The organism is Paenibacillus sp. MY03 (assembly GCF_002165585.1).
In the GTDB taxonomy this organism is placed as follows: Bacteria; Bacillota; Bacilli; order Paenibacillales; family Paenibacillaceae; genus Pristimantibacillus; species Pristimantibacillus agaridevorans.
Genome location: NZ_MXQD01000015.1, coordinates 83,528 through 104,956, shown reverse-complemented (window position 1 = coordinate 104,956; position 21,429 = coordinate 83,528). Strand labels below are relative to the sequence as shown.

The window sequence follows — 21,429 nt, the reverse complement described above, 5'->3', positions numbered from 1 at the left end:
TTAAGCCATGGAGGAGTTGCTTCGGCAGCTGCACTTGCACGTCCATTTGGTGATGGATAAGAGGACTTATCCCGGTTGGCGCGACATTCGGCAGAATCGGTCGGCGCATACGTTTTATTGGATTAGGGAAGGACGCGGCGTTTTCCGGGGAGAAAGCGAATTCGCCGTACGTGCAGGAATGCTGTTGTATATGCATCCCGGGTTGGAACTCTCCATGGAGACGGATGAACGTCATCCCCTGCAAATTACGATGGTGCTGATATCCGCGATGCAAGGAGGAGGGGACGCCGGAAGTTGGCGGAAGGTCGAGGAGGCGCTGCCGCTGCCTTTCCTTCTGGAGGCCCACGGAGAAGCGGCGCATGAATTCGACAAGCTGTTCGGGGAGATAGAGGCGGGTTGGGTGCCGGGACAGGCGGATGGCGAGTTGATTACCAAAGGAGCATTGTTCCGGCTAATCAGCGCGATTAGGCGCCGAATGAGAGAAGCGCAGACGGGAAGCGCGCAATCCGCCGATGCGTTCGAGCGTGCCAAGCAGGCCATCGACCGAGGGTATGCCGGCCAGGTTAAACTCAGCGAGCTGGCGAGAAGCTGCGGCATATCGGATTCGCATCTGCGCAATCTGTTTCAGCGCCATCTGGGACGCAGTCCGAAGGATTATTTGAGCGTTCTTCGGGCCGAGCACGCCAAGAAGCAACTTCTGTACGCAGACAGCACGATGAAGGAGATCGCGGAAAGCTGCGGTTACGCGGACGAATTCCATTTCAGCAAAAGCTTCAAAAAATATACGGGACTGCCGCCGAAGGCCTGGAGGGACCAGATGAAGGGCGGAACGTGAGGGATCGGAGTCACTATCCGGTCTTTTATTTTTTAGGTTGAGGGATTCCGGAATCTGGTGACGTAGTTATAGATATAGGAGCTTAACAAGACTTGAAAGGGAGAGGTTATGAGCGGGGAGGAGCAACAGCTGGTAGACGCTAGACGCCTTGCGCCACCGTCTGCCATCGGGGCTTGAAAGTTTGATGGAGAAATACGGGGATGTAGTTTACGGTCTTGTGAGACGGGTTCTTGCAGGCGCAGGCAGGACGGAAGATGTGGAGGAATGCGTCAGCGACGTGTTTCTAGCGGCTTGGAAACGAATTGATGAATACGATATGAAGAAAGGAACGTTGCGGACCTGGCTTCTGATTTTAGCCAAATACGCCGCTCTCGATGCGCGGCGGAAACTGTTAAGACAGCAAGTCATGCAGTCGTTCGACGGGCATGCTGCTGCCGGGGCGAGCGTGGAAGAGAAAGTGCTAACCAAAGAAGCATCCGCGGAGCTGCTTGCACTGGTCCATGCTCTACCTGAACCGGATAAGAGCTTGTTCTACCGGCGATATTTTTCCTACGAATCCATCGAACAAATCTCGCAGGGTCTCAATCTGACCGTGAAAGCGGTGGAGAGCCGCCTGTACAGGCTTCGGAAATGGTTTAAAGCTAAGCTTGGCGAAAGGAGGGCGGAATAAGGAAATGACTCAGAAGGACGAAAAAGAAATATTCGCGTGGATGGATCATCAGGAACTGGACGATGCAGGAGAGATTGAGCTATGCCAGGAGGAGGCAGCAGATGCTGCCGCATGGGAGCGAATCAGGAAACGTACTTTTAGTCAATTGGGTATGGAGATTGTTGGCGAGAAACGCTTGACAAAAGCAAAGTCGCGCAGAAATCCAGGACGTCGGAGATGGATTGCTGCCGTCTGCGCAATTTTTATTCTGGGTACGGCTTTTATTTCCCTTTCGCCCGGGGCGCTAGCCGAAATGCAGAAAGTGCTGCAGTTCATCCCGGGCTTCGGCTTCGTGCAGCCAAGCGAAGATTCGGAGCACATCGCGTACGTGCTGCCTAAACCGATAGACTCGATAGGGGAATATGGCAGAATTACGGTGGAGGGCGTGCTCATCGAGCCATCCATTTCGCAAATTTCTCTAGGCGGGAATCATGCTAGCGCTACAGAGGTGAAAAACCTCGTGCTGATGACGGAGCAAGGGGAATACGAATTTAAACGAGGCAGCGCAGCATGGGGGGGCAACGGTCCATGGCAGGCCACATACTACTATGAAGGAAACATCCCGGACAACGGGCTCGGAATAGTTAGTATTCGGTTCGGAAATACACTCATCGGCTCGATTCCGCTGTCGAAGGCGGCTACTGCTGAAGAGTTGGAGGGATTTGGCTCAAGTGACAGCAAGAACGGTATAACCGTTACTGGTATCGTGACTCCGCTAGATGGGGGAACTACTAAAATAAATCTGCTTACTCAATTGTCTGGCCGCCAGAAAGTGGATTCATACGGCAAAAGTTCGATTGCAGAAGGCTTGCAGCTCAAGCTAACGGATGATCAAGGGCGTGAGCTGGAGTTGAAAGAAGAAAAAGGTTTCATCAAGCCGGGAGAGCTGCTATTTGATGACTCTATAGGATCAAAGTATTATCAGGTGGTTATTCCCGCTATTCGAGTTATCGACCCCGATGCGAAGCCGGTTAAAGTGACCCTGCCGGTACCGAAGGAAGGCAAGAAAGAAATTAATGTGGCAAGCCAAATCTTGGGATTCACGATCGATTTTAGGAGCATAGAGCGCGTTGATGCCGAGAGCGTGCGCGTCGAAGTGGATACTCATTTTGATCCGGAACAACCGAGAACGCTGCAACATTATCGTCTGTATGGGAAAAGAGGCCAAAGCGCGATGTCGTACTCTTCCGAACTAAACGAGGTGACGGGTGCCATTACAGAATGGCTGACCGTGAAGCCTGGCCAGAAGGAAATCACCTTCTACATCGGGGAGCCGCAGTTTGTCGTAAAAGGGCCATGGGTACTGAGCGATTTGCGGTAGTTTACGACACGATCATCCACCGGGAATTCCGGCACCGGCTTTACCCCGCCTTCTTCCGAACAACCGCCATAATGGTCAGCAGCATCAGCGGAATGATGAATACCGCAGCGGCCCAGATAGGGTGAACGGAGGTGACGCTGGCTCCCCAGCCGGATGGGCCGTCGTACGTGACCATGCCCGTTATGAAGCCGAGCAGGGCCAGGGGCATGACGATGACGGAGCTGTCCCGGAGTCTGAAGAGGCGTCCCACAAACAGGGAGATGGCGTAGAGTGTAATAGACGTTTTCATATAGGAGCCCAGGATGAGCGACATGCCGATGATGGATTCGATACGCTGAATGATCTCCTGGAATTCCACGAGCCGGGCCATCGAATAGAGGACGTATGGAATCTCGCCTGCATAGGGACCGAACGCCATAATTCCGCCAATCGTTGCCGCCGATAAGGTAAACAGGTTGAAAATTAACGCGATGGATAACGTAGCGGGTATACGCCCTCTGTTCTTGGGAGCCACGAAAGGGATCAGCATGCCGAACACGAACACTTCTGCGAATGGGAAGCCGAAGGAGAAGTAAGCGCCGTGCAGCACGGGCTTGAACCCCTTTGGGAGAATCGGAAGCAGATGCTGCGGCATGTACTCCGGAATGGAGAGCAAGAGCGTTGAGAGCAGGAAGAGGGCGGTGATGATCACAATGAACATAAACATGCGTGCCATCACTTCGATGCCTGCCCTGGCGGTAAGCGCAGCGATCAGCAAGGTCAGAGAGGTGAAGATATAGAGCGGCGTCTCCCTCAGCATGGAGCTCACCATAAAGAGGGCGACATCCATGACCATAGCCGACAGCATCTGAAGCATGAAGGTAAGCGACAGAAGACCCAGCACCGTGGCTGGCACACTGCCGATCAGCTTGCGGCTATAATCCGCATAGGTCAAATCCGGAAACCTCTTGGCCAAATACAATAGCATGGCCAGCACGGCGAAGCCGGCTGCCCCGGACAGGATGAGCGAGATCCAGGCGCCGTTGCCTGCCTTGCCGATGAGCGGGCCCGGGACGTTGATAATTGAGGAACCGGTCATAAATACGAAGAAAAGCACGCCCAGCTGAATATGGCTGATCTGTTCCTTGTCCATGGCGATCCTCCCTTCCTCCTGATTAGCTCCATGCAGTTCTGACTAGCGCTCCCAATCGGTCTGCAGCAGCTGCTCCATGGTTTTCGCTGCCTTGCCGAACGGAATGTTGGCGAGATCCAGATAATCCGGCCAATCCTGGTTCATGGCGAAGTCGATTGCTCCATAAACCGTGATGAGGACGATTGATCCGTAGACGAGCTTGTCGCGCGCAGTCAGCTTTCCCCTAAGCGCAAAGCCGTCGAATAGAAGTACGCCGCCAAATGCAATCGCGATTACAAGGCATCTTTCCCACATCCTCGTTCCCCTCCCCCGACTTCGACTGTCTTGACATGGTCAAGACATGGTTTTGCTCCGAATTGTGCCGCCTGAAACCAGCCGCATTCTCACGTAAATGTCGTAAGGCATAGCGGCGAAGCGGGTGCCCCAATCGGCTTTCATGCGAGACCAGGCTTGCGGATGAGTCCTGTAGACGCGATTGCCTAGGCCGATCGCATCGATTTGCCGCTTCTGCAGAAAGGAAAGGGCGCCCGCTGCCTGCTCCTTGATCCGTTCCTCAATGGCGCTTACAAACATGGCTTCTTCCTCGGCTGTGCTAATTTTCGAGCATTTTAATTCATTGATTGTAATATCGCCTTCGATGCGAAGAACTAGACGGACATCGTCTCCTTTCACCACGGGTTTTATGCTGGAATGGAGCGAGAGAACCTCCGCCGTCTCGAGCTCTGTCTTGGAGCCGGGGCAGTGGATTTCGACGGCGCCTGATTTGTAATCGCCGCTTAACATCAGGAAGCCCTCCACTTTGCTTGCGGGGAGTACGTCCTTCATCATGCCGTCATGAAGCAAAGCGAGACCTGCGGCGGAAAAAAATTGCGAGGTTTTGCCCTCTTCGTAAACGTAAGCGACGGCCATGTCCTTCTGCACGCTCTTCATTCGGCGGATCAGATCCAGCAAGGTCGTATCCAGCGTCTTCGCAGCGTTGCGGTGCGACGATTCGCTCGTCCTTAAAAATTGCTGCGAACTCGTCTGTTCGATAAGCGGCGTTTTCTCGAACAGATGTGCTGCCTTTCCCTTCGCGATCATGAGGGAGACGCTGTTCCGCGGCTCATGGTCGCGATAGAACAGATCCAGCGTCTGGATCAGATTAAGGCTTCTGGCAAGCTTCTCCCCTACGATAATGACGCGCATATGGCTCCACTGAGCCTTCCTTCCCAAGTGGATCGGAATGTCGCGGATCGCCTCCATAACGGTATCGTCCGACGTCTTGATGTTAACGCTGGAGCCTACGATCGTGGACGTCGACTTGCCGATTTCCGACGACGAAGGCCGATAGACTTGCGTCAGCATATCGAGCTTGCCGTCGTCACGAAGGTCGAGCGCCACACCCATGACGAACGCTCTTTCCGTCAGCTCATATTTGCTCCAGCAGCCTGTAGGCAAGACGAGCATGGCGGCCGCGAGCATCAGCTTCAACACCTTTCGGATCCGGGAGCGCAGTCGTTGAGCCAGCCGGCGCGGCAGGGGAGTTCTATCTTCTATCAACATCGTTCATCTCCAATACGGGCTTCCGCCGCAGGCGCATGGACCGGAAGGTAGTTATTGCTTATGCAAATTGCGAGGTTGGCGGAGCAGCTTCTTGAGCGGGATGCGCAGCAGCACGTCCTTGAGATCGCTTAAGCGAAGAGGCATCAACGAAGCCATGTACGGCTGTCCAAGCGATCGCAGCTTGCAGAGATGGAGCAGGATAAACAGCAGGCAGATCATCATGCCGAATCCGCCCAGCAAGGCCGCGCTTGCCATAAGCGGAAAACGTAATATGCGCAAAGAGATTGCCATGCCGTACTGAGGCAGGGAGAACGAAGCAATGCCGGTTAAAGCAACGACAATGACCATGATAGGCGAAGCGATCCCCGCGCTGATGGCCGCTTCACCGATGACAAGCGCGCCGACGATGCTGACTGCCGACCCAACCGGCCGGGGCAACCGAACGCCGGCCTCCCGCATGAGCTCGAAAAAAAACTCCATCAGCAGCGCCTCGAAAAACGCCGGCAGCGGAATGCCTTCCCGAGCGTTCAAAATCGCAAGCAGCAATACGGTAGGTATAAGCTCCGGGTGAAAGGTGGACAAGGCAATATAGATGCTGGGCAGCGTAAGCGCGATTACAAAGGCGATAATACGGAGCCATCGCACCATGGTAGAGATTAGCGTCCGCTGGTAATAATCTTCGCTGGATTGGAAAAATTCCGTGAATTTTCCCGGACATAACATAATGCCGCCCGTTCCTTGCACCAGGACGATAATTTTGCCGTCCAGAAGCGCGGCCGCCGCCATATCCGTCCGCTCCGTATACCGGTGCTGGGGGAAAGGAGAGTAGCTGGAATCCTCGATCAATTGCTCGATATAAGTGGTCTCCAGAATTTCTAGCTTGTCGACGTCCGCGATTCTGCGCTGAAATTCCTGGAGCAGCTCGCCGTCGACCCTTCCTTCGATATAGCCGTAAGCAATGGAAGTGTTCGTCTCGCCTCCGCCCTGGACCATTATAATTTTGAACTTCGTCGTCTTCAGCCGGAGACGGATGAGGCCGAGGTTTTTCTGCAAATTTTCGACGGTGCTCTCGCGGGGGCCGATGACGACGGATTCATTGACGGGCTCGTTGACCTGTCGGGTCTCGACGGACTTCGCTTTAAAGCTGAGCGCCTTGCTCCATTCGTCGAATAGAATGACAAGCCGGCCGTTCAGGATTTCTTCCTCCACCATGAACATATCTTTAACGACTGTCGCTTTTTTGGCGGAGACGCCGCTGCGCTCGAAGAAATTTCGCAGCTCCTCCATCGTAAGATCTTTACCCGGCCCTACCTCATGGGTCTCGAGATCCTGCAGCGAATGTTTCATATAGTTGATGTTGTCTTCCTGCACAAGGGAGGAGAAGTAGATGGAGCAGGCACGTTCACGGAAATCGGGTCCGAAGCTCCAATGTCGGAAAATAATGTCCGAGTTGCCCGCGAACGTGTCTTCCAATTCCTTAAGATTCGCGTCCAGCGATGGCGAGAGCGGACGAGCTGCACGGTCTGCCGATTTGTTCTGCTTCTGCGTCATGCCGTTTGTCGTGCTTTGGCCGTCTTGCGCCATACCGCCTGATTCGTAGCCCATCCTTCAACACCTTTCCCGACCATTCGACGTTTTCTTCCATTATTTCCTATGAGTTGCGGAGCTATACGAGGCTTGCAGCAAGTATTCGATGGCGTTGCCTTCATGGTAGAAAAAGGCCAGCCAGAAGTTTCTGGCTGACCAAATCGGATTATGGCGCAGTCACGAGAATGTCATCATAGATCGCCTTTGTGTTGGCATAGGTGCGCGCGCCGATTTTGCCGCTGGAGAACGAGTTGTCCGTGGCGCTGAGCTCCAGGACATCGTCCTTGTACACCTCGATGGAATCGCCGTTCGCGACGATTTTGTAGGTGTAGAAGGTATCCGGGGCAATGCTGGGATTGGAGAAGTCCAGCACGGTTTTGACTCCGCCCACGACCTTGACGAGCTCCATCTTGCGGCCGGCTTTGTCGTTGTTTTTGAGCAGCAGCACGTAGGTGTTGTTGGCGTCGGCATAGCGGAAAACGAGACCCGCGTCCTTGTTGCCGCTGACATTGTTCGTCACGTTGACCTTCGCTTGAAAGACATAGTCGCTCCAAGTCGGATCGCCTGCGACCGAGTAGCTTGAGCCGGAGCCTGCTTGACCGTTGTATTCGTTGCCGACGACAGTCCACGTGCCGCTGGTCGACGTCCAACCGTCCGCAGCTCCGTCGCCGAAGTCGTCGGCGAACAGGGGGAGCGGTGCGTCCGCGACCGTAGGCCCCGCCAGAACGGCCGTGCTGACGGCATCCGTCTTTGTATCGGTCGTATGGAAGTAATACGAGTGGACTCCGATCGGGAGCGTTGTCGTGTAGGTATAAGCCTTGCCGTCGGCATAGTTGTTGTCGCTCGGGTCGGCTGCCGTCATCTTATAAATGACGCCGTCCAGCACGAGCTCCATGGCGAACGGAGCTTGATTGTCGGCATCCGTGTACGTCACGTCGAACGTGAAGTCCGTCGCCGAATCTCCGGCTGCCGCACTGACGCCGCCTCCGGTTAACGCAGGAGCGCTGCCGCTGTTGACATTCGTTGCCTTGATTTCGTCGATGAGAAGTTCGCCGTACGTTCCGGTCGTTTGGTTGAGCCAGATGGACAACGTTGCGGCTTTCTTGTTTACGATGGATGCCAAGCCGTCGAGATTGACCTGCAGATCAGTCCAGGAGGTCGGTACGCTGGCCCAGCCGCCAGTCAGGTTGAACGTGCGCGTGCCGTCGTTTAGCTCGATCTTCATGCGCAAGTCCGGATAACCCGGATTTTTGATGCCGAAGTTCAAATATTGATAGCCTGAAAGGTCCACGAAATCATGCCAAGGCTGGAACTTGGCATTCGATGTCGCCGAGCCTGGCGTCTGAGTGAATTTGCCTACGGAGCGCCCGTCCACCGTTGTCTTGGCAAACGTAGCCGAGCCGTCATTTTGCGTATACCAGTTTACCCAGTGGTTGTTGCCGCCCCTCGAGCCCCACAAGCCGCCGCCGCCCATGTCATCGTACAGCAAAGGCGTCGAAGGATCCGGGAGAGGCGGCGCGACCGTGTAGTGGGTGGAGCTGTAGGAATGGTTGCCGTTCGCGTCCACGGCCCGCACGTCTATCCGACGATTGGTGTACGGTGCAGCCGCGGTCTCGTCGACCGTGCCCGCGTATGCTTCGCCCGATGCGGACATCGGCTGCCAGCCGGCAGCAGGCACCGAATATTGCGGATTGCTAAATCCATTTGCGGGATCGGCGAAGACGGTAACATTGCCGCGGACATAGTCGCCGATGATCGGCGATAGAATCGGCAGCTCCTGCGGTCGTTCGCCCGGCGGAATGCTGTTGCTTTCCATCGCGCTCAGGCCCATGATCGTATACAGAAGCCCGGCTTGAATACTGATGCTGAACTCGTTATAGCGCCATTGATTCGTATCGTCCTGATGCAGCGATCGATCCTGGTACCAGGGGCTGACGCTATTCTTGTCCTTGGTATCCTTCATATTTGGTCCACTGACCATTGCGCCAGGGAAAACGTTGCCTCTGCCCTCCGGCGTGTTGGATTCCTCGTCGAAGCGGGTGTGCGGGAAATCGACATAATCGCTGCCGATGCCGGATACCCAGCTGATATTCCAGGGATTCTCGCCGAAGATCCAGTATATTCCCTTTAGGACGCCGTTTAACGCGGCTGGATCCTGAAAGAGCTCGTAATAGCGGAGCAGGTCGCCCAAATAGGAGGCATGCGGTTCGTTGACGCCGAAGTTTTTGAATTGATTGAACACGCCGTAAGGCGTATCGTCAGCGGAAGACAGGAAGTAATCAACCTGCTGCTTCAGCAGATCATGGATATGAGCTTGCGTAACTGGATCCGCAGCGGGATAAAATTCGGCGAGCGACATCGGACGCATATCCCAGTAGTTTGTCGTGTACAGATCGCTCGGCGTGAGCACATTGATTTTGGCCGTGGCAGCGTCCTTATAATCATTGTCGTTCGTAAGCAGGTACATCTCCACATCGGCAAGCAGCATGGAGTTATCGATGCCGCCTCTCGTGGAATAAGAGCCGAGCGGGTCGTTGTAATGATCCAGCACATATTGGTAGAATACTTCCGCTGCCGCCTGGCATTCCGCGGCGAATGAGGTCAGTTCGGCCGTCCTGGAAGGATCGATGTCCCCTTCGGCGATAGCGATACGAATCGCGCGGGCCGTCGCGGCAAGCGTACCGGCCGCTTTCGCGGACCCTCCGACTCCGTAGTCGGTAATTTTGCGATCGTCGGCTGTGCCTGGGATATTGTCCGTCGCTTTCTCCGGATGAACAAAGGAAGCATTGTTCTTGAGGTTGTACATAGCTCCGCCAAGCTGGTCGGCGAACTTGATGACGTATTCGCTCCCCCAGATGGCTTCGTCGATGAGGTCGGGAATGCCGTTATTGTCGTTGTCGAACTTTACGCTGTCGGCATCCTTGTGACGGATGTATGCAAGCGCGATCTGGGTTCCAACCCACTGATTGCCGCCATACTTGCCGTAATCGCCGGCATCGTACCAGCCGCCGGTCAGATCGTAATGCGTCAAACCGTCGGGCGATGCGCCGTCGTCCAAGTGTCCGGCTCCGTGATAGAGCTTAGCCGAAGGAGCAACGCTGCTGTAGCCCGGCGGGTAGGCGTCGACTGTGGCCACGCTCGCCCGAAGGAGACGATAGAAGGCGGTCATCTCGTCTTTGTAGTTATCCCAGACGTTGCTTTCGATCGTAAACGGGAACGACGATATGCCGTTGCTTATAATGGAATATTGGCTGCCGAGCGCGTTTACTGAAGTGAAGTCGATGCTATAGACATGCTTGTCCCACGTGATGCCCTTGTAGACCAGGGTACCGGTCGAAACGGGGGTCGAGCCATTTAGCACCTGATAGGAAAGATCCGTCAGCGGCTGCCCGGATACGACCTGCGCATTTTTGACGTCGTTCGCGCTGTAGCCTGCTTGGCTGACGACGACATCGACCGTCTGGTCGGAATAGACGACGGTAGGACCCGTCTGCAAGGACGTGGATGCTCCGTCGGAGGTGAGATCCGCTGCGCGGAAGTAGTAAGTATGGCTGCCGACGGGCAGCTTGGTGAGATGGAAGTAGCTTTTGCCGTCGCTGTACGTCGTGTCAGAGGTGTCGGTTTCCCTTAAATCGTAGGCCGTATCGTCGATGACGACCTGCATCGCGTAAGGTTTCTCGTTATCCGCGTCCGTATAGGTAGCGGTGAACTGGTACAGCGTGTTCTGATTATGAATGCTTCCGGCATTAGAGGTTAAGCCCGTCGCCGACAAAACTGGAGCGCTGCCGCTGGAGCCTGTCGTAGCGACGATATCATCCATCCAAATTTCTCCGTAAGCGCCGTTTGCTTGTCTAAGCCAGATTTCGAACTTGATGTTCTTCTTGTTAATAGCAGGGGAGAGGGAGTCCAGATCGAATTGGCTGACCGTCCAATCGCTGTCTACCGGCACCCAGTTCGCAAGCGTATAATTGCGGGTTCCGTCATTGATGATGATACGCAGGCGCGCGTCGGGATACCCCGGGTTCTTGAGCGGGAAGTTGAGGTAGCGGTAACCTCTAACGTCTACCGTCTCGTTCCAGGGCTGGAATTTGGCCCAGGAATTAGCCGCAGCAGGAGTCTGCGCGAATTTGCCGATGGTGCGGGAATCCTCCGTTGCTTTCGTGAAGGTGCCGGTACCGCCGTCCTGGTTCCACCAGTTCATCCAATTTTTCGTAAAGACTCCGCCGCCGGAGAAATCGTCGTATAGAAGCGGGTTGCTCGGACCAGGGAGCGGAGCGACGGCGGCGGCTACGCTTGCCGGTGCCGCGGAGATGCTGGGAAGGACAAGCGCGACGCCCAAACAGAGCGCGGCGAGTTTTTTTGCTTTGGATCGGGCGAACGTTTTGACGAGTGACATAAACTAACCTCCATTTTGATAGATATAGTAGGCTGCCGGTTCATTCTGCGAGTAGCAGTCTCGAGTGCGGGCCTTGCAGACCGCGTTGAATCTTACCCCTCCTCTCTAACAATTTGAATCCGTTTACATCACAAGAATAGTACGGGAATGGCAAACCAAGCGATGATGTATTTCGAGGAGTACATGATCAATTTCAGCATGATTCGTGCGAAGAGTACTCAGGATGGTGACGATGATTTAGGATGGGGCGCGGACGGTTGGGGCGTTTTGCGAATAATAGCCTGACCTAGCAACATATGCCAATCCCTGGACGTTAGAGGAGTATATACACATAAGGGGGTTGTGGCAATGATGAGAGCGTATTCGTCGAAGGGGCCAAAAAAGGGGCGGCAATCGCGGCTGCGTGGACTGGCGGGAGTGCTGCTTGCGATGGTTATTGTCTTGAGCGCGTGTTCCGGAGCGGACAATAACGCGGGCAGCCGAAGCACGGAAGGCGCGTCAAACGCTGCGTCTGCCGAAAAGGGGAACAGCGGGAACGCTCCTCGAGAAGCTTTAGGGGAATCGGACAGGAGCCCCACTTCTTCCGAGCCGAAAAAAGAAATAGTTGAACGCAACGGAGTTTACTCCAATCCGAAACAGAAGATTCAGGCCGGGCAGCTGACCGCGGGAGAGTGGGATGACTTGGCGGCATGGGAAGGCTTCAACAATCTGCTTAACAGCCAGGAGGGCGACAGCAGCAAACGCTTCTGGGGCTTTTGGCAATTTCATCGGCTGGAGGTAATTGTCTCGGCTAACGGCAGAGCCGTATCCGATGCGGAGGTCGTCCTGCAAGCCGACAACCAGGCGGTCTGGCAGGCGAGGACCAATACGGACGGCATCGCGTATGTCTATGCAGGGCTGTACGAGCAACGCGATTTGAAGACCAGCAATGCCTACAATGTTCAAGTCAGCTTCGGACAGGAACAGAAAACGACGCAGGGGCTGGACATAACGAGACAGGGCAGCGTCAAGGTGGATTTGGGGTCTGGGGTGCCAGGGACGGAGCCGTCCGAGAAGGTTGATCTGATGTTTGTCGTCGATACGACGGGTTCGATGAAGGATGAGCTGGATTATTTGGAAGCTGAGCTTAAGGACGTCGTGGAACGGGTGGCGGACGAACATGCCAATCAGCTGGGGATCAGGGTCAGCGCCAACTTTTACCGGGATGCAGGGGACGAATATATTACGAGGCCTTATCCGTTTGCGACGAATATAAATGAGGTGATCGACCAGTTCAGCGAGCAGAATGCGAGAGGCGGAGGCGATTATCCGGAAGCCGTCGACCAGGCGCTCAGGGATGGTATTCATAAGCACGACTGGAGCGAGGAGGCCCGGGCGCGCTTGCTGTTTCTGGTGCTGGATGCTCCGCCGCACGAGGATGCCCAAGTCATCGAAGAGGTGCACAGGCTTATCGAAGATGCTTCGGAAAAAGGCATTCGCATCATTCCGGTCGCTTCGAGCGGCGTAAATGCGGATACGGAGTATTTGCTGCGGTTCATGGCCGTTGCGACAGGCGGAACCTATCTGTTCCTGACCGATGACAGCGGGATCGGAGGCGATCACCTGGAGCCGGCGGTGGGCGAATACGAGGTTAAGCTGCTTAATGATTTATTAGTTGAAGTTATTAACCGTTATGTGAGCTGACTGTCTAGCGAGAGTCGGTCAATGAAGAGGCACTTGCGGGAAAACGGCTGCGAAAGGCGGCAATTCCAACGTAAGTGTCTTTTTGTCGATTTGGAAATATCATTATGTTAGGTTTACGGATTTAAAAATTCGTAATATTATAGGTTTCTATCCTATTTTAACCGTACTAATGGAGAAATAGAGAATGGTAATATTATTGTCATTTTGTTATATGGATGAAAGGTGGCGTCGGAGGTGCGGGAATACGATTACGAGTACGCGGACTTTATTTATTACACGCCGGGCGAGCTCGACAAGGCGGGCGGTCTATGGCCGGTTCGGGCGGGAAGATGCCTGGCCAAGCCCCATTATAAAGTCGGACCCAAAAGAATCGAGTGCTACAGTCTTCACTTCGTGAGGGAGGGCAGGCTTCGCCTGGAGTACGAGGGCCGGCAGATCGAGCTTCGAAAGGGCGACATCTTCTGTCTATTCCCGGATCGCACGTACTTTTACGATATGCTTCCCGCGGAGCGGGAGCTCGAGATGAGCTGGTTGGCCATGGACGGTGAACGGGTAAAGCCGCTGCTTGCGCTGGCGGGGCTTACGGAGGAAAGGCCCTTCCGCGCGGAAGCTATAACTCCGCAAGGAGCGGCTGCCGTTAACTGCGCGATTGAAGCGATGGAGCGGGTTCAAAGGTGGCACCCGGCCGCGGCGCTTGAACTGCAAGGCCTCTTGTGCGGGTTATTGGCGTCCCTCATGCCCCGGGAGCAGGATCAACAGATCCAAGAACTGGCGGGCTGGATCCGCGAATGCGAAGAGTATATGGAGCTGCACGCTTCGGAAGGCATTACGGTTCAGCAGGTCGCGGATTTCGCGGGGGTGCACCGTTCGTATTTTACCCAGGTGTTTACGGCCCGGACGGGTATGCCGCCGATGAAGTACTTGCAGATGATCCGCATGGAGAAGGCCAGGCGGCTCTTGATCGATACCGATGCCACGGTGACGGAGATCGGTCTGTCGCTCGGCTATCCCAACCTTTATACGTTTACGAGGGCTTTCAAAATCTATTTCAAGCAATCCCCTCTAACTTTAAGGAAAGCCCAAGCTTAGCAAATTCAATCGAAATCAAATTGTAAGCGATTGCATTTCTCCGTGAAAAGGAGTTGTCCGCAATGAAGCTGTCCACTCTCAGGCGATGGATATCGCCCAGCTTAAGCATTCAAGGGAAAATATTTCTTGCGTTCAGTCTCGTCGCGCTGCTCTCCATTCTTTCCATAACCGGCATCGTGTACGTCAACATGCGCGACACGATCAAGTCCAACGCGGTGACCTCGGTGTCGGACAGCATCCGCCAGGCGGACGAATCTCTGAACATCATGCTGGAGGAGATCGATCGGCTGAATATGGTCGTCGTCATCAACAAAAACACCGTCATCGATACGTTGATCAGCCCGTCGGTGGAGATCAGCCACGAATGGTTCCAGGAGCAGAAGCGAATCGAGGAGTTTCTGTCGTCCTTAATCACATACAAACCTTACATTTCCCGGATCGCCGTCGTCGGCTTGAACGGAAAGGTGTTTTTCTCCGGGGGGCCATGGCTGGACAGTACGATCCTTGGAACGCCGACGATGGAATACATGCTGCGCAATGGATCGCGTCATGCGTATTTAAAGCAGACGGGCGTCGCGGAGACGATTACGGTAGGGCGCGAGATCCGTTATAACCGCGAAACGATCGGCGTGGTTATGGTCGATCTGCGTTACGATTTTATCCGGAAAACGTACGGCGTTAAGCCGACCGCCGACAGTATGCTGTACGTGCTGGATCAGCAAAATGGATTCGTGTACCGCCCTGACCAGACGCCTTCGTTCGCTCCTTCCGACCAGAAGATTATCGACTTGAAAAGAGAACTCGCGGGCAAAGGCGACGTTGTGGAGAAGGTGATTGACGGCCGGTCCTTTATCGTGGTCAGCCGGCAGTCCGACCATACAGGCTGGTCGACGCTGGCGCTTATACCGCTGGACTCTCTGCTTAGCGAGTCGACCCAACTGCGGAACTTGATGCTGGAAGTATCGGTTATCGTCCTTATCGTCGTTCTAATCGGTTCCTTGCAGGTGTCGTCCCGCATCACGATCAATATTCGCCGATTGAAAGCCATGATGATGCTGGTCAAGGACGGCAATCTGACGTTTCCGAAAAAAGAGATTAAAACCAAAGATGAAGTGGGGCAACTGTACCATGTTTTCATCGGCATGGTGGAGGAGCTTAAGCGGCTGCTCGAAGGGATTCGCGTGAGCGAAAAAGAGAAGCGAGAGGCTGAACTGACGGCGCTTCAGGCGCAAATCCGCCCTCATTTTCTATACAATTCGCTCAACACCATCAAATATTTGGCCAAGCTGAACGGGGCGCCCAATATCGAGGAGGTATCCGGCTCGCTGATCGATCTGATGAGGGGCGTACTGGGCAACTCGAATGAATATTTGACGGTGCGGGAGGAGCTGGACTACGTGCGAAGCTTCATTTCCATCGTCAAATACAAATATATGGAGCCGATCGCCGTTCATGAGGAAATCGGGGACCCGTCCTTGCTGGATAGCCGGATGCTGAAGCTGACGCTTCAACCGATCGTGGAGAACGCGATTCTGCATGGAATCGGATCGCGGGAGCAGGGCGGCTTCGTGACGATCCGGGTGTACGAGGAGCATCGCGATCTCATGATCGAAGTGACGGACAACGGCAAAGGAATGACCTCGGAGCAGATGGAGCTGCTTCTGGGCGGGCAGGGGACGAAGACGACGTCCTCCCGATTCAGCGGCATGGGCGTACGCAACGTGCACGAGAGAATCGTACGTTCGTTCGACGAACCATACGGAATTAAACTGTACAGCGAACCGGGCTTGTATACAAAGGTCGAAATTCGGATTCCCAATCTGCGGGGCCCGGCGGGCTCCGAACAAGAGGTGAGCTAGATGATGTATCGGGTACTGTTGGTAGACGACGAGCCGCTTGCGCGCAACGACCTTCGTTCCTTATTGGATTTCCGCGCGCATGGATTCGATATATGCGGCGAAGCCCAAAATGGAGAGACGGCGCTGGCTATGATTCAGCAATCCCCGCCTGATGTCGCCGTCATTGACGTCAACATGCCGGGGATGAACGGCGTGGACCTTAACCGTATGATCAAGCAGAGTTATCCCGCGGTTCAGACCATTATGCTAAGCAGCTACGATGATTACGATTACGTTCGTGATTGTTTAAAAAACGGTTCGGTCGATTATTTGCTTAAGCACAGGCTCGACGGTGAAACGCTGCTCGCTCTGCTCGGGAAGGCGGTTCGGGAGAAGCGGGCGGCCGAAGCCGCAAACGCAACGAAGGATAACGGCACTTCATCCGGGCAATCGCCTCCGTTCCGTCCGGAAGCGATCCGAGGCCACATCGCGGATTTGGTAAGAGGCAAAGCCGAAGCCGCAGCCGAGCTGGAAGCAATCGCAGTGCGGCATGGCATGTATGCGAAGGCGGCTTTGTATACGACGGCGGTGCTGCAGATCGTCCCCTTCTTGCTGCTGACGGAATCCAATACCGACGTTCAGACGAACCGGATGGTCCAGCAGGCCGTCGATCTCATGCAGCAGAGTCTCGGCGATGTCCGTGAGCGTACGGCCGCTTACGTGGAGGAGGGGCGAATCATCGTCTTGTTCGCCTTCCGGGAGCGCAGCGAAAATGCAGCCGCAACCGAAGCGGCCAGAAGCATGAGCAAACTTCGACATGCGCTGGAGATGTATCTGAATTTGAGGTCGATCTATGCGGTCGGACACGTATGCGGCAGTCTGTCGAAGCTCGGCGCGAGCTACGCGTCCGCCGAAAAGGCCCTCGACGCGAGCGCCGCGTCCGCCAGCTTCGAGACGGGGAGCGGGAAGCGGGAACGCTTCGTCGCGCTCACGATCGAGGAGCAGAAGCAGCTGCTGCTCGCCATCGAGCGGCTGGACGGACAAGGCGCGCAGCGCCTGATCGCCTCCGTGTTCGAGCGCATCCGCTCGTTGCCGCTGCATTCGCATGCGGCGCAGATGATCGTCAGCGAGCTGCTGCATATCGGCGACAAAGCATTGAAAAAAGGGGGCCAGTCCCCGTCCGGGGCGACGGAAGGGGATCGCCTGCCTTCGCGAAGCGAGTTGAACTGGCTCGGCAGCGTCGGCGAACTGGAGGAGTGGATGCAATCGTTCTATGGCGTCTTGCTGCGGCTGCTCAAGGAGCGCCATGCGACGGGCACGTATTCCCGCCATGTGTCGCAGGCGATCGGCTTTATCTTGGAAAAGTATTCGGGCAGCGTAACGCTGGAGCTGGCCGCGGGCGTCATTGGCCTGAACGCATCCTATCTGAGCCGGATCTTTAAGGACGAGACGCAGTCCACGTTCTCCGAATACGTGAACCGCGTGCGGGTCGACGCGGCGCGAAGGCTGCTGGAGAGCGGTCAATATTCCATTAAGCAGATCAGCGATCAAGTGGGCTTCTCCACGCATAATTATTTTTTCAAGGTGTTTAAGGAGGCGACGGGCATGACGCCGCAGGCGTATTGCAACAGTCTCGGAGGCGGACCTGGAACGAAGCCGTAAAATATGTGGAGTAAATAGTCATATATGTGTAATTTGCCGTCATTGGCGGTGACTTATAATGGGGAAACACCGACGGCAAACGCTTACAATGATCGGTGAATCGATATACTGGAGGTTTATGTACATGCGCAAACAATGGGGGAAATACGCGCTTGCGACGATGATCGTCACCGGGTTGATCGCATCAGGCTGCAGCAACGGGAACGGCGGCGACAACGGCAACGGCGGCAACGGAGGCAATCCGGGGAGCACCAATGGGGCGAATTCGTCTGAAGGCGCCGTAAAGGCGGACGGGTTCCCGATCGTCGAGACGCCGATCACGCTAAAGATGTTCACTCGCGTCGCGCCTGTAAACGGGCCTTTCAAAGATATGCCTGTATTCCAGGATTACGAGAAGCTGAGCAATATCAAAGTAGAGTTCATCGAGACGCCGACAGACGGCTTCGCGGAGAAAAAGAACCTGCTGTTCGCATCCAATGAGCTGCCGGACGCCATATTCCGTTCCGGGCTGTCGCAGCTCGAGTCGATCCGCTACGGAACGGCGGGACAGCTGATTCCGCTGGAAGGCTTGATCGAGGAATATGCCCCTAATCTAAAGAGCCTCATGGAGCAGTATCCGGAGATCCGCGCGGGCATCACGACGCCGGAGGGTCATATCTACGCCATTCCGGGTATCGTAACGCTCGGCTCCGCTCGTACCGACAAACGGTGGATCAACCAGTCGTGGCTGGATAAGCTGGGCCTGGATGTGCCGACAACGACGGATGATCTGTACAACGTGCTGACGGCCTTCCGCGACAGCGACATGAACGGAAACGGGCAAGCGGACGAAATTCCGTTGACGGCGCGGGTCGGCATGCCGATCGTCAACCAGATGGCGGGAGCGTTCGGGCTGGATTCGCAGCTCGGCTACAACATCAACCTCGAAGACGACAAGGTAGATATTTGGAGCGGGAACGATCGTCACAAGGAACTGCTTATGTATTTGAACAAGCTGTATAAGGAGAAGCTGATCGACCAGGAAATTTTCTCCCATACGGAAGCGCAATTTCTGGCGAAGCAAGGCACGGGCAACACGGGGTATTTCTTCGACCAGACGAACAACAACTTCCTCTCGATCCAGGATCAATATGTGGGCATCGCGCCGCCGGAAGGTCCGCACGGAGACCGCTTGCACAGCCAGATCTTGCCGGTGCCGCGCGATTACGGCGCATTTGCCATCACGTCGGTCAACAAACATCCGGAAGCAACGATGCGTTGGATCGATTATTTCTACAGCGACGAAGGCTCCACGCTGCTGCGCTTCGGCCGGGAAGGCGAGCATTACGAAATGAAAGACGGCATTCCTTATTACAAGGAGGAGTTGCTTGCCGTCGCGGAAGCTCAAGCGAAAATTACGCCATATGCGGGCGGGGGCGCGCCTCACATCATCAGCGATAAAGTAGCGTCGTTCATCAACCCGCCTCAAGTGCAGGAAGCGTTCGAAGCGTTGGAGCCTTATCTGCCGGAAATCCGCTATGCGCCGCCGATGTTCGACGAGGCGACCGCTCAACAGGTCAATATTTTGCGCAACGACATCGACAAATATATCGAAGAACAAAGCACCAAGTTCATCGTAGGGGCGCTCAGCTTCGACAAGTGGGGCGAATTCCAATCCACGCTTGAGAAGATGAACGTTGCCGAGCTCGAGAAGCTTTACCAGGAAGCCTATGACAAGATGGACAAATAAACCGGACGTTATACGGAGAAGGAGGGGTTGCCCATGAACAGCATGATGGAAAGCGCGGGGGCCGCCCCTGCACCCGCCCGCAACAAGAAAGGCATGGGGCTGTTAAAGAAAATGGCAAAGCGGTACGACCTGTACCTCATGCTGCTGCTGCCGATCGCCTTCTATTTGATTTTCCATTACGGGCCGCTGTACGGTTTGCAAATCGCCTTTAAAAACTTCAACCCGGCCAAAGGCATTACGGACAGTCCGTGGGCAGGCGTTATCCATTTCGAACGGTTCTTTGACTCGTATTACTTCTGGCGGCTGCTGTGGAATACGTTATCCATCAACCTGTTGTCTTTGCTGATTGCTTTCCCGATTCCGATTTTGCTGGCGCTGATCGTTAATGAGATTCGGAGCCGGACGTTCAGCAAGCTTCTGCAAAATATTACGTACATTCCGCATTTCATCTCCGTAGTCGTCATTGTTGGCATCCTGCAGGCGCTGCTTTCGCCTTCGGCGGGGCCGATCAACCAATTGATCGAGCTGTTCGGCGGAACGCCGATCCGTTTCATGGAGAGTGCCGGCTGGTTCAAGCCGGTCTACATCGGCTCGAACATCTGGCAGAGCATGGGGTGGCAGTCCATTATCTACATCGCCGCCCTCAGCGGGGTAAACCCCCAGCTGTACGAGGCGGCCAAGATGGACGGCGCCTCGCGGCTCCGCCGTATCTGGCATGTGTCGCTGCCGGGCATTATTCCGGTCATCGTTATCTTGCTTATACTCGATGTCGGCCACTTTATGAACGTCGGCTTCGAGAAAATTTTGCTTATGCAAAACAACCTGAACCTGGAATCCAGCGACGTCATCTCCACGTTCGTCTACACGACGGGCATCTTGAAGGGCGAATACAGCTATACGGCGGCGATCGGTCTGTTTAACTCGGTCATCAACCTCATCCTGCTGCTGCTGGTCAACAGGTTCGCTCGCAAGACGTCGGAGACGAGCTTATGGTAAAGGAGGAGTCGCTTTGGAAAAGGTGCAAGTGAAGTCAAAACCGTCGGATGAAAAGCTGTTCGACATTATTTTGTATGTCATAGCAGCGGTCATTATGGTCATTGTTTTGTATCCGCTCCTGTTCACGGTCAGCGCTTCGTTTAGCGATCCGTCCAAGGTATTGAACGGACAAGTATGGCTGCTGCCGAAAGGAGCCAACATCGAGGCGTACGCCAATATCTTGAAAAACGACAAGATCTGGAGCGGCTACGGCAACTCGATTCTGTATACCGTCGTCGGCACCGTCATTAACATCGTGTTGACGACCCTCGCGGCATACCCGTTGTCGAGACCCGATCTGCCTTTGCGCAACGGCATTATGGTTCTGATTACGCTGACGATGTTTTTCGGCGGCGGACTTATCCCGGTTTATTTGCTGGTCCGGGATCTTGGGATGGTCGACACGATGTGGGCGCTGATCGTGCCGGGCGCTATCGCCACTTACAATCTGATCGTCATGCGCACATACTTCCAATCCAGCATCCCTTGGGAGCTGCAGGAGGCGGCCCATATGGACGGCTGCAGCAATTGGAGATTGCTCGTAAGCATCATCCTTCCGCTATCGAAGCCCATTTTGGCCGTTATGGTGTTGTTCTACGCGGTCGGACATTGGAATTCGTTTTTCAACGCGCTGATTTATATCCGCGACGAGGCCAAATATCCGTTGCAGCTCGTGCTCCGCGAAATTTTGCTGATCAGCCAATCGGCCCAAATCGACGGGGGCAGCGTCGGCCTGGAGAAACAAATTTTGCTCGCGGAAAGCATTAAATTTGCAGTCATCATCGTGTCCAGCCTGCCCGTGCTGATCATGTATCCCTTCGTGCAGAAGCATTTTGTCAAAGGCGTTATGATCGGCTCCATCAAAGGATAA

Annotated in this window: 15 protein-coding genes; 10 read left to right on the top strand and 5 right to left on the bottom strand. The window is 54.8% G+C overall.

The window, feature by feature from the left end; all coding sequences use genetic code 11:
• Positions 1-7 precede the first annotated feature (7 nt).
• From B1748_RS16975 to B1748_RS16965, 3 genes are all read left to right on the top strand, one after another.
• A complete protein-coding gene (locus B1748_RS16975) occupies positions 8-835 on the top strand; it encodes a helix-turn-helix transcriptional regulator (RefSeq protein WP_087569123.1) in 828 nt (275 codons plus the stop codon).
• A gap of 184 nt (positions 836-1,019) precedes the next feature.
• On the top strand, positions 1,020-1,505 hold the full coding sequence (locus tag B1748_RS16970) for a sigma-70 family RNA polymerase sigma factor (RefSeq protein ID WP_256975729.1): 486 nt from the start codon (positions 1,020-1,022) through the stop codon (positions 1,503-1,505).
• Between the two features lie 4 nt (positions 1,506-1,509).
• Positions 1,510-2,865, top strand: coding sequence for a hypothetical protein (locus B1748_RS16965; RefSeq protein WP_087569121.1), 1,356 nt, complete (start codon positions 1,510-1,512; stop codon positions 2,863-2,865).
• Positions 2,866-2,905: 40 nt separating this feature from the next.
• Here B1748_RS16965 and B1748_RS16960 read toward each other — a convergent pair whose 3' ends face one another.
• The 5 genes from B1748_RS16960 to B1748_RS16940 all read right to left on the bottom strand — a co-directional run bounded on the left by B1748_RS16960 (position 2,906) and on the right by B1748_RS16940 (position 11,522).
• Positions 2,906-3,997: a GerAB/ArcD/ProY family transporter gene (locus tag B1748_RS16960; protein WP_087569120.1), complete on the bottom strand. Its 1,092-nt coding sequence runs from the start codon at positions 3,995-3,997 to the stop codon at positions 2,906-2,908.
• Positions 3,998-4,039: 42 nt separating this feature from the next.
• Positions 4,040-4,291, bottom strand: a complete 252-nt coding sequence (locus B1748_RS16955) for a hypothetical protein (RefSeq protein ID WP_087569119.1) — start codon at positions 4,289-4,291, stop codon at positions 4,040-4,042.
• Between the two features lie 39 nt (positions 4,292-4,330).
• Positions 4,331-5,539, bottom strand: coding sequence for a Ger(x)C family spore germination protein (locus B1748_RS16950; RefSeq protein ID WP_087569118.1), 1,209 nt, complete (start codon positions 5,537-5,539; stop codon positions 4,331-4,333).
• Between the two features lie 51 nt (positions 5,540-5,590).
• Positions 5,591-7,144 (bottom strand): spore germination protein, encoded by a 1,554-nt coding sequence (locus B1748_RS16945; RefSeq protein WP_256975725.1) that lies wholly within the window; start codon positions 7,142-7,144, stop codon positions 5,591-5,593.
• Positions 7,145-7,292: 148 nt separating this feature from the next.
• On the bottom strand, positions 7,293-11,522 hold the full coding sequence (locus B1748_RS16940) for a glycoside hydrolase family 9 protein (protein WP_087569117.1): 4,230 nt from the start codon (positions 11,520-11,522) through the stop codon (positions 7,293-7,295).
• Positions 11,523-11,870: 348 nt separating this feature from the next.
• Between B1748_RS16940 and B1748_RS16935 the strand changes: the two genes are divergently transcribed.
• From B1748_RS16935 to B1748_RS16905, 7 genes are all read left to right on the top strand, one after another.
• Positions 11,871-13,205 carry a vWA domain-containing protein gene (locus B1748_RS16935; protein WP_087569116.1) on the top strand — a complete coding sequence of 445 codons (1,335 nt, stop codon included), beginning with the start codon at positions 11,871-11,873 and terminating at the stop codon, positions 13,203-13,205.
• A gap of 234 nt (positions 13,206-13,439) precedes the next feature.
• On the top strand, positions 13,440-14,294 hold the full coding sequence (locus tag B1748_RS16930) for an AraC family transcriptional regulator (RefSeq protein ID WP_087569115.1): 855 nt from the start codon (positions 13,440-13,442) through the stop codon (positions 14,292-14,294).
• Positions 14,295-14,356: 62 nt separating this feature from the next.
• The gene (locus tag B1748_RS16925; RefSeq protein WP_087569114.1) at positions 14,357-16,153 is read left to right on the top strand and encodes a cache domain-containing sensor histidine kinase; all 1,797 of its coding nucleotides are present in this window, start codon (positions 14,357-14,359) and stop codon (positions 16,151-16,153) included.
• Between the two features lie 3 nt (positions 16,154-16,156).
• Complete coding sequence (locus tag B1748_RS16920) at positions 16,157-17,794, top strand: response regulator (RefSeq protein ID WP_087569140.1); 1,638 nt, start codon at positions 16,157-16,159, stop codon at positions 17,792-17,794.
• A 124-nt stretch (positions 17,795-17,918) separates the two neighbouring features.
• Positions 17,919-19,523: an extracellular solute-binding protein gene (locus tag B1748_RS16915; RefSeq protein ID WP_087569113.1), complete on the top strand. Its 1,605-nt coding sequence runs from the start codon at positions 17,919-17,921 to the stop codon at positions 19,521-19,523.
• A gap of 33 nt (positions 19,524-19,556) precedes the next feature.
• On the top strand, positions 19,557-20,519 hold the full coding sequence (locus tag B1748_RS16910; protein ID WP_087569112.1) for an ABC transporter permease: 963 nt from the start codon (positions 19,557-19,559) through the stop codon (positions 20,517-20,519).
• 13 nt (positions 20,520-20,532) lie between these two features.
• Positions 20,533-21,429 (top strand): carbohydrate ABC transporter permease, encoded by an 897-nt coding sequence (locus B1748_RS16905; protein ID WP_256975722.1) that lies wholly within the window; start codon positions 20,533-20,535, stop codon positions 21,427-21,429.

What these genes read in the sequence shown, in the direction of transcription:
- B1748_RS16975 (WP_087569123.1), top strand. Translation starts at nt 8, where the DNA reads ATGGAGGAGTTGCTTCGGCAGCTGCACTTGCACGTCCATTTGGTGATG.
- B1748_RS16970 (WP_256975729.1), top strand. Translation starts at nt 1,020, where the DNA reads ATGGAGAAATACGGGGATGTAGTTTACGGTCTTGTGAGACGGGTTCTT.
- B1748_RS16965 (WP_087569121.1), top strand. Translation starts at nt 1,510, where the DNA reads ATGACTCAGAAGGACGAAAAAGAAATATTCGCGTGGATGGATCATCAG.
- B1748_RS16960 (WP_087569120.1), bottom strand. Translation starts at nt 3,997, where the DNA reads ATGGACAAGGAACAGATCAGCCATATTCAGCTGGGCGTGCTTTTCTTC.
- B1748_RS16955 (WP_087569119.1), bottom strand. Translation starts at nt 4,291, where the DNA reads ATGTGGGAAAGATGCCTTGTAATCGCGATTGCATTTGGCGGCGTACTT.
- B1748_RS16950 (WP_087569118.1), bottom strand. Translation starts at nt 5,539, where the DNA reads ATGTTGATAGAAGATAGAACTCCCCTGCCGCGCCGGCTGGCTCAACGA.
- B1748_RS16945 (WP_256975725.1), bottom strand. Translation starts at nt 7,144, where the DNA reads ATGGGCTACGAATCAGGCGGTATGGCGCAAGACGGCCAAAGCACGACA.
- B1748_RS16940 (WP_087569117.1), bottom strand. Translation starts at nt 11,522, where the DNA reads ATGTCACTCGTCAAAACGTTCGCCCGATCCAAAGCAAAAAAACTCGCC.
- B1748_RS16935 (WP_087569116.1), top strand. Translation starts at nt 11,871, where the DNA reads ATGATGAGAGCGTATTCGTCGAAGGGGCCAAAAAAGGGGCGGCAATCG.
- B1748_RS16925 (WP_087569114.1), top strand. Translation starts at nt 14,357, where the DNA reads ATGAAGCTGTCCACTCTCAGGCGATGGATATCGCCCAGCTTAAGCATT.
- B1748_RS16920 (WP_087569140.1), top strand. Translation starts at nt 16,157, where the DNA reads ATGTATCGGGTACTGTTGGTAGACGACGAGCCGCTTGCGCGCAACGAC.
- B1748_RS16915 (WP_087569113.1), top strand. Translation starts at nt 17,919, where the DNA reads ATGCGCAAACAATGGGGGAAATACGCGCTTGCGACGATGATCGTCACC.
- B1748_RS16910 (WP_087569112.1), top strand. Translation starts at nt 19,557, where the DNA reads ATGAACAGCATGATGGAAAGCGCGGGGGCCGCCCCTGCACCCGCCCGC.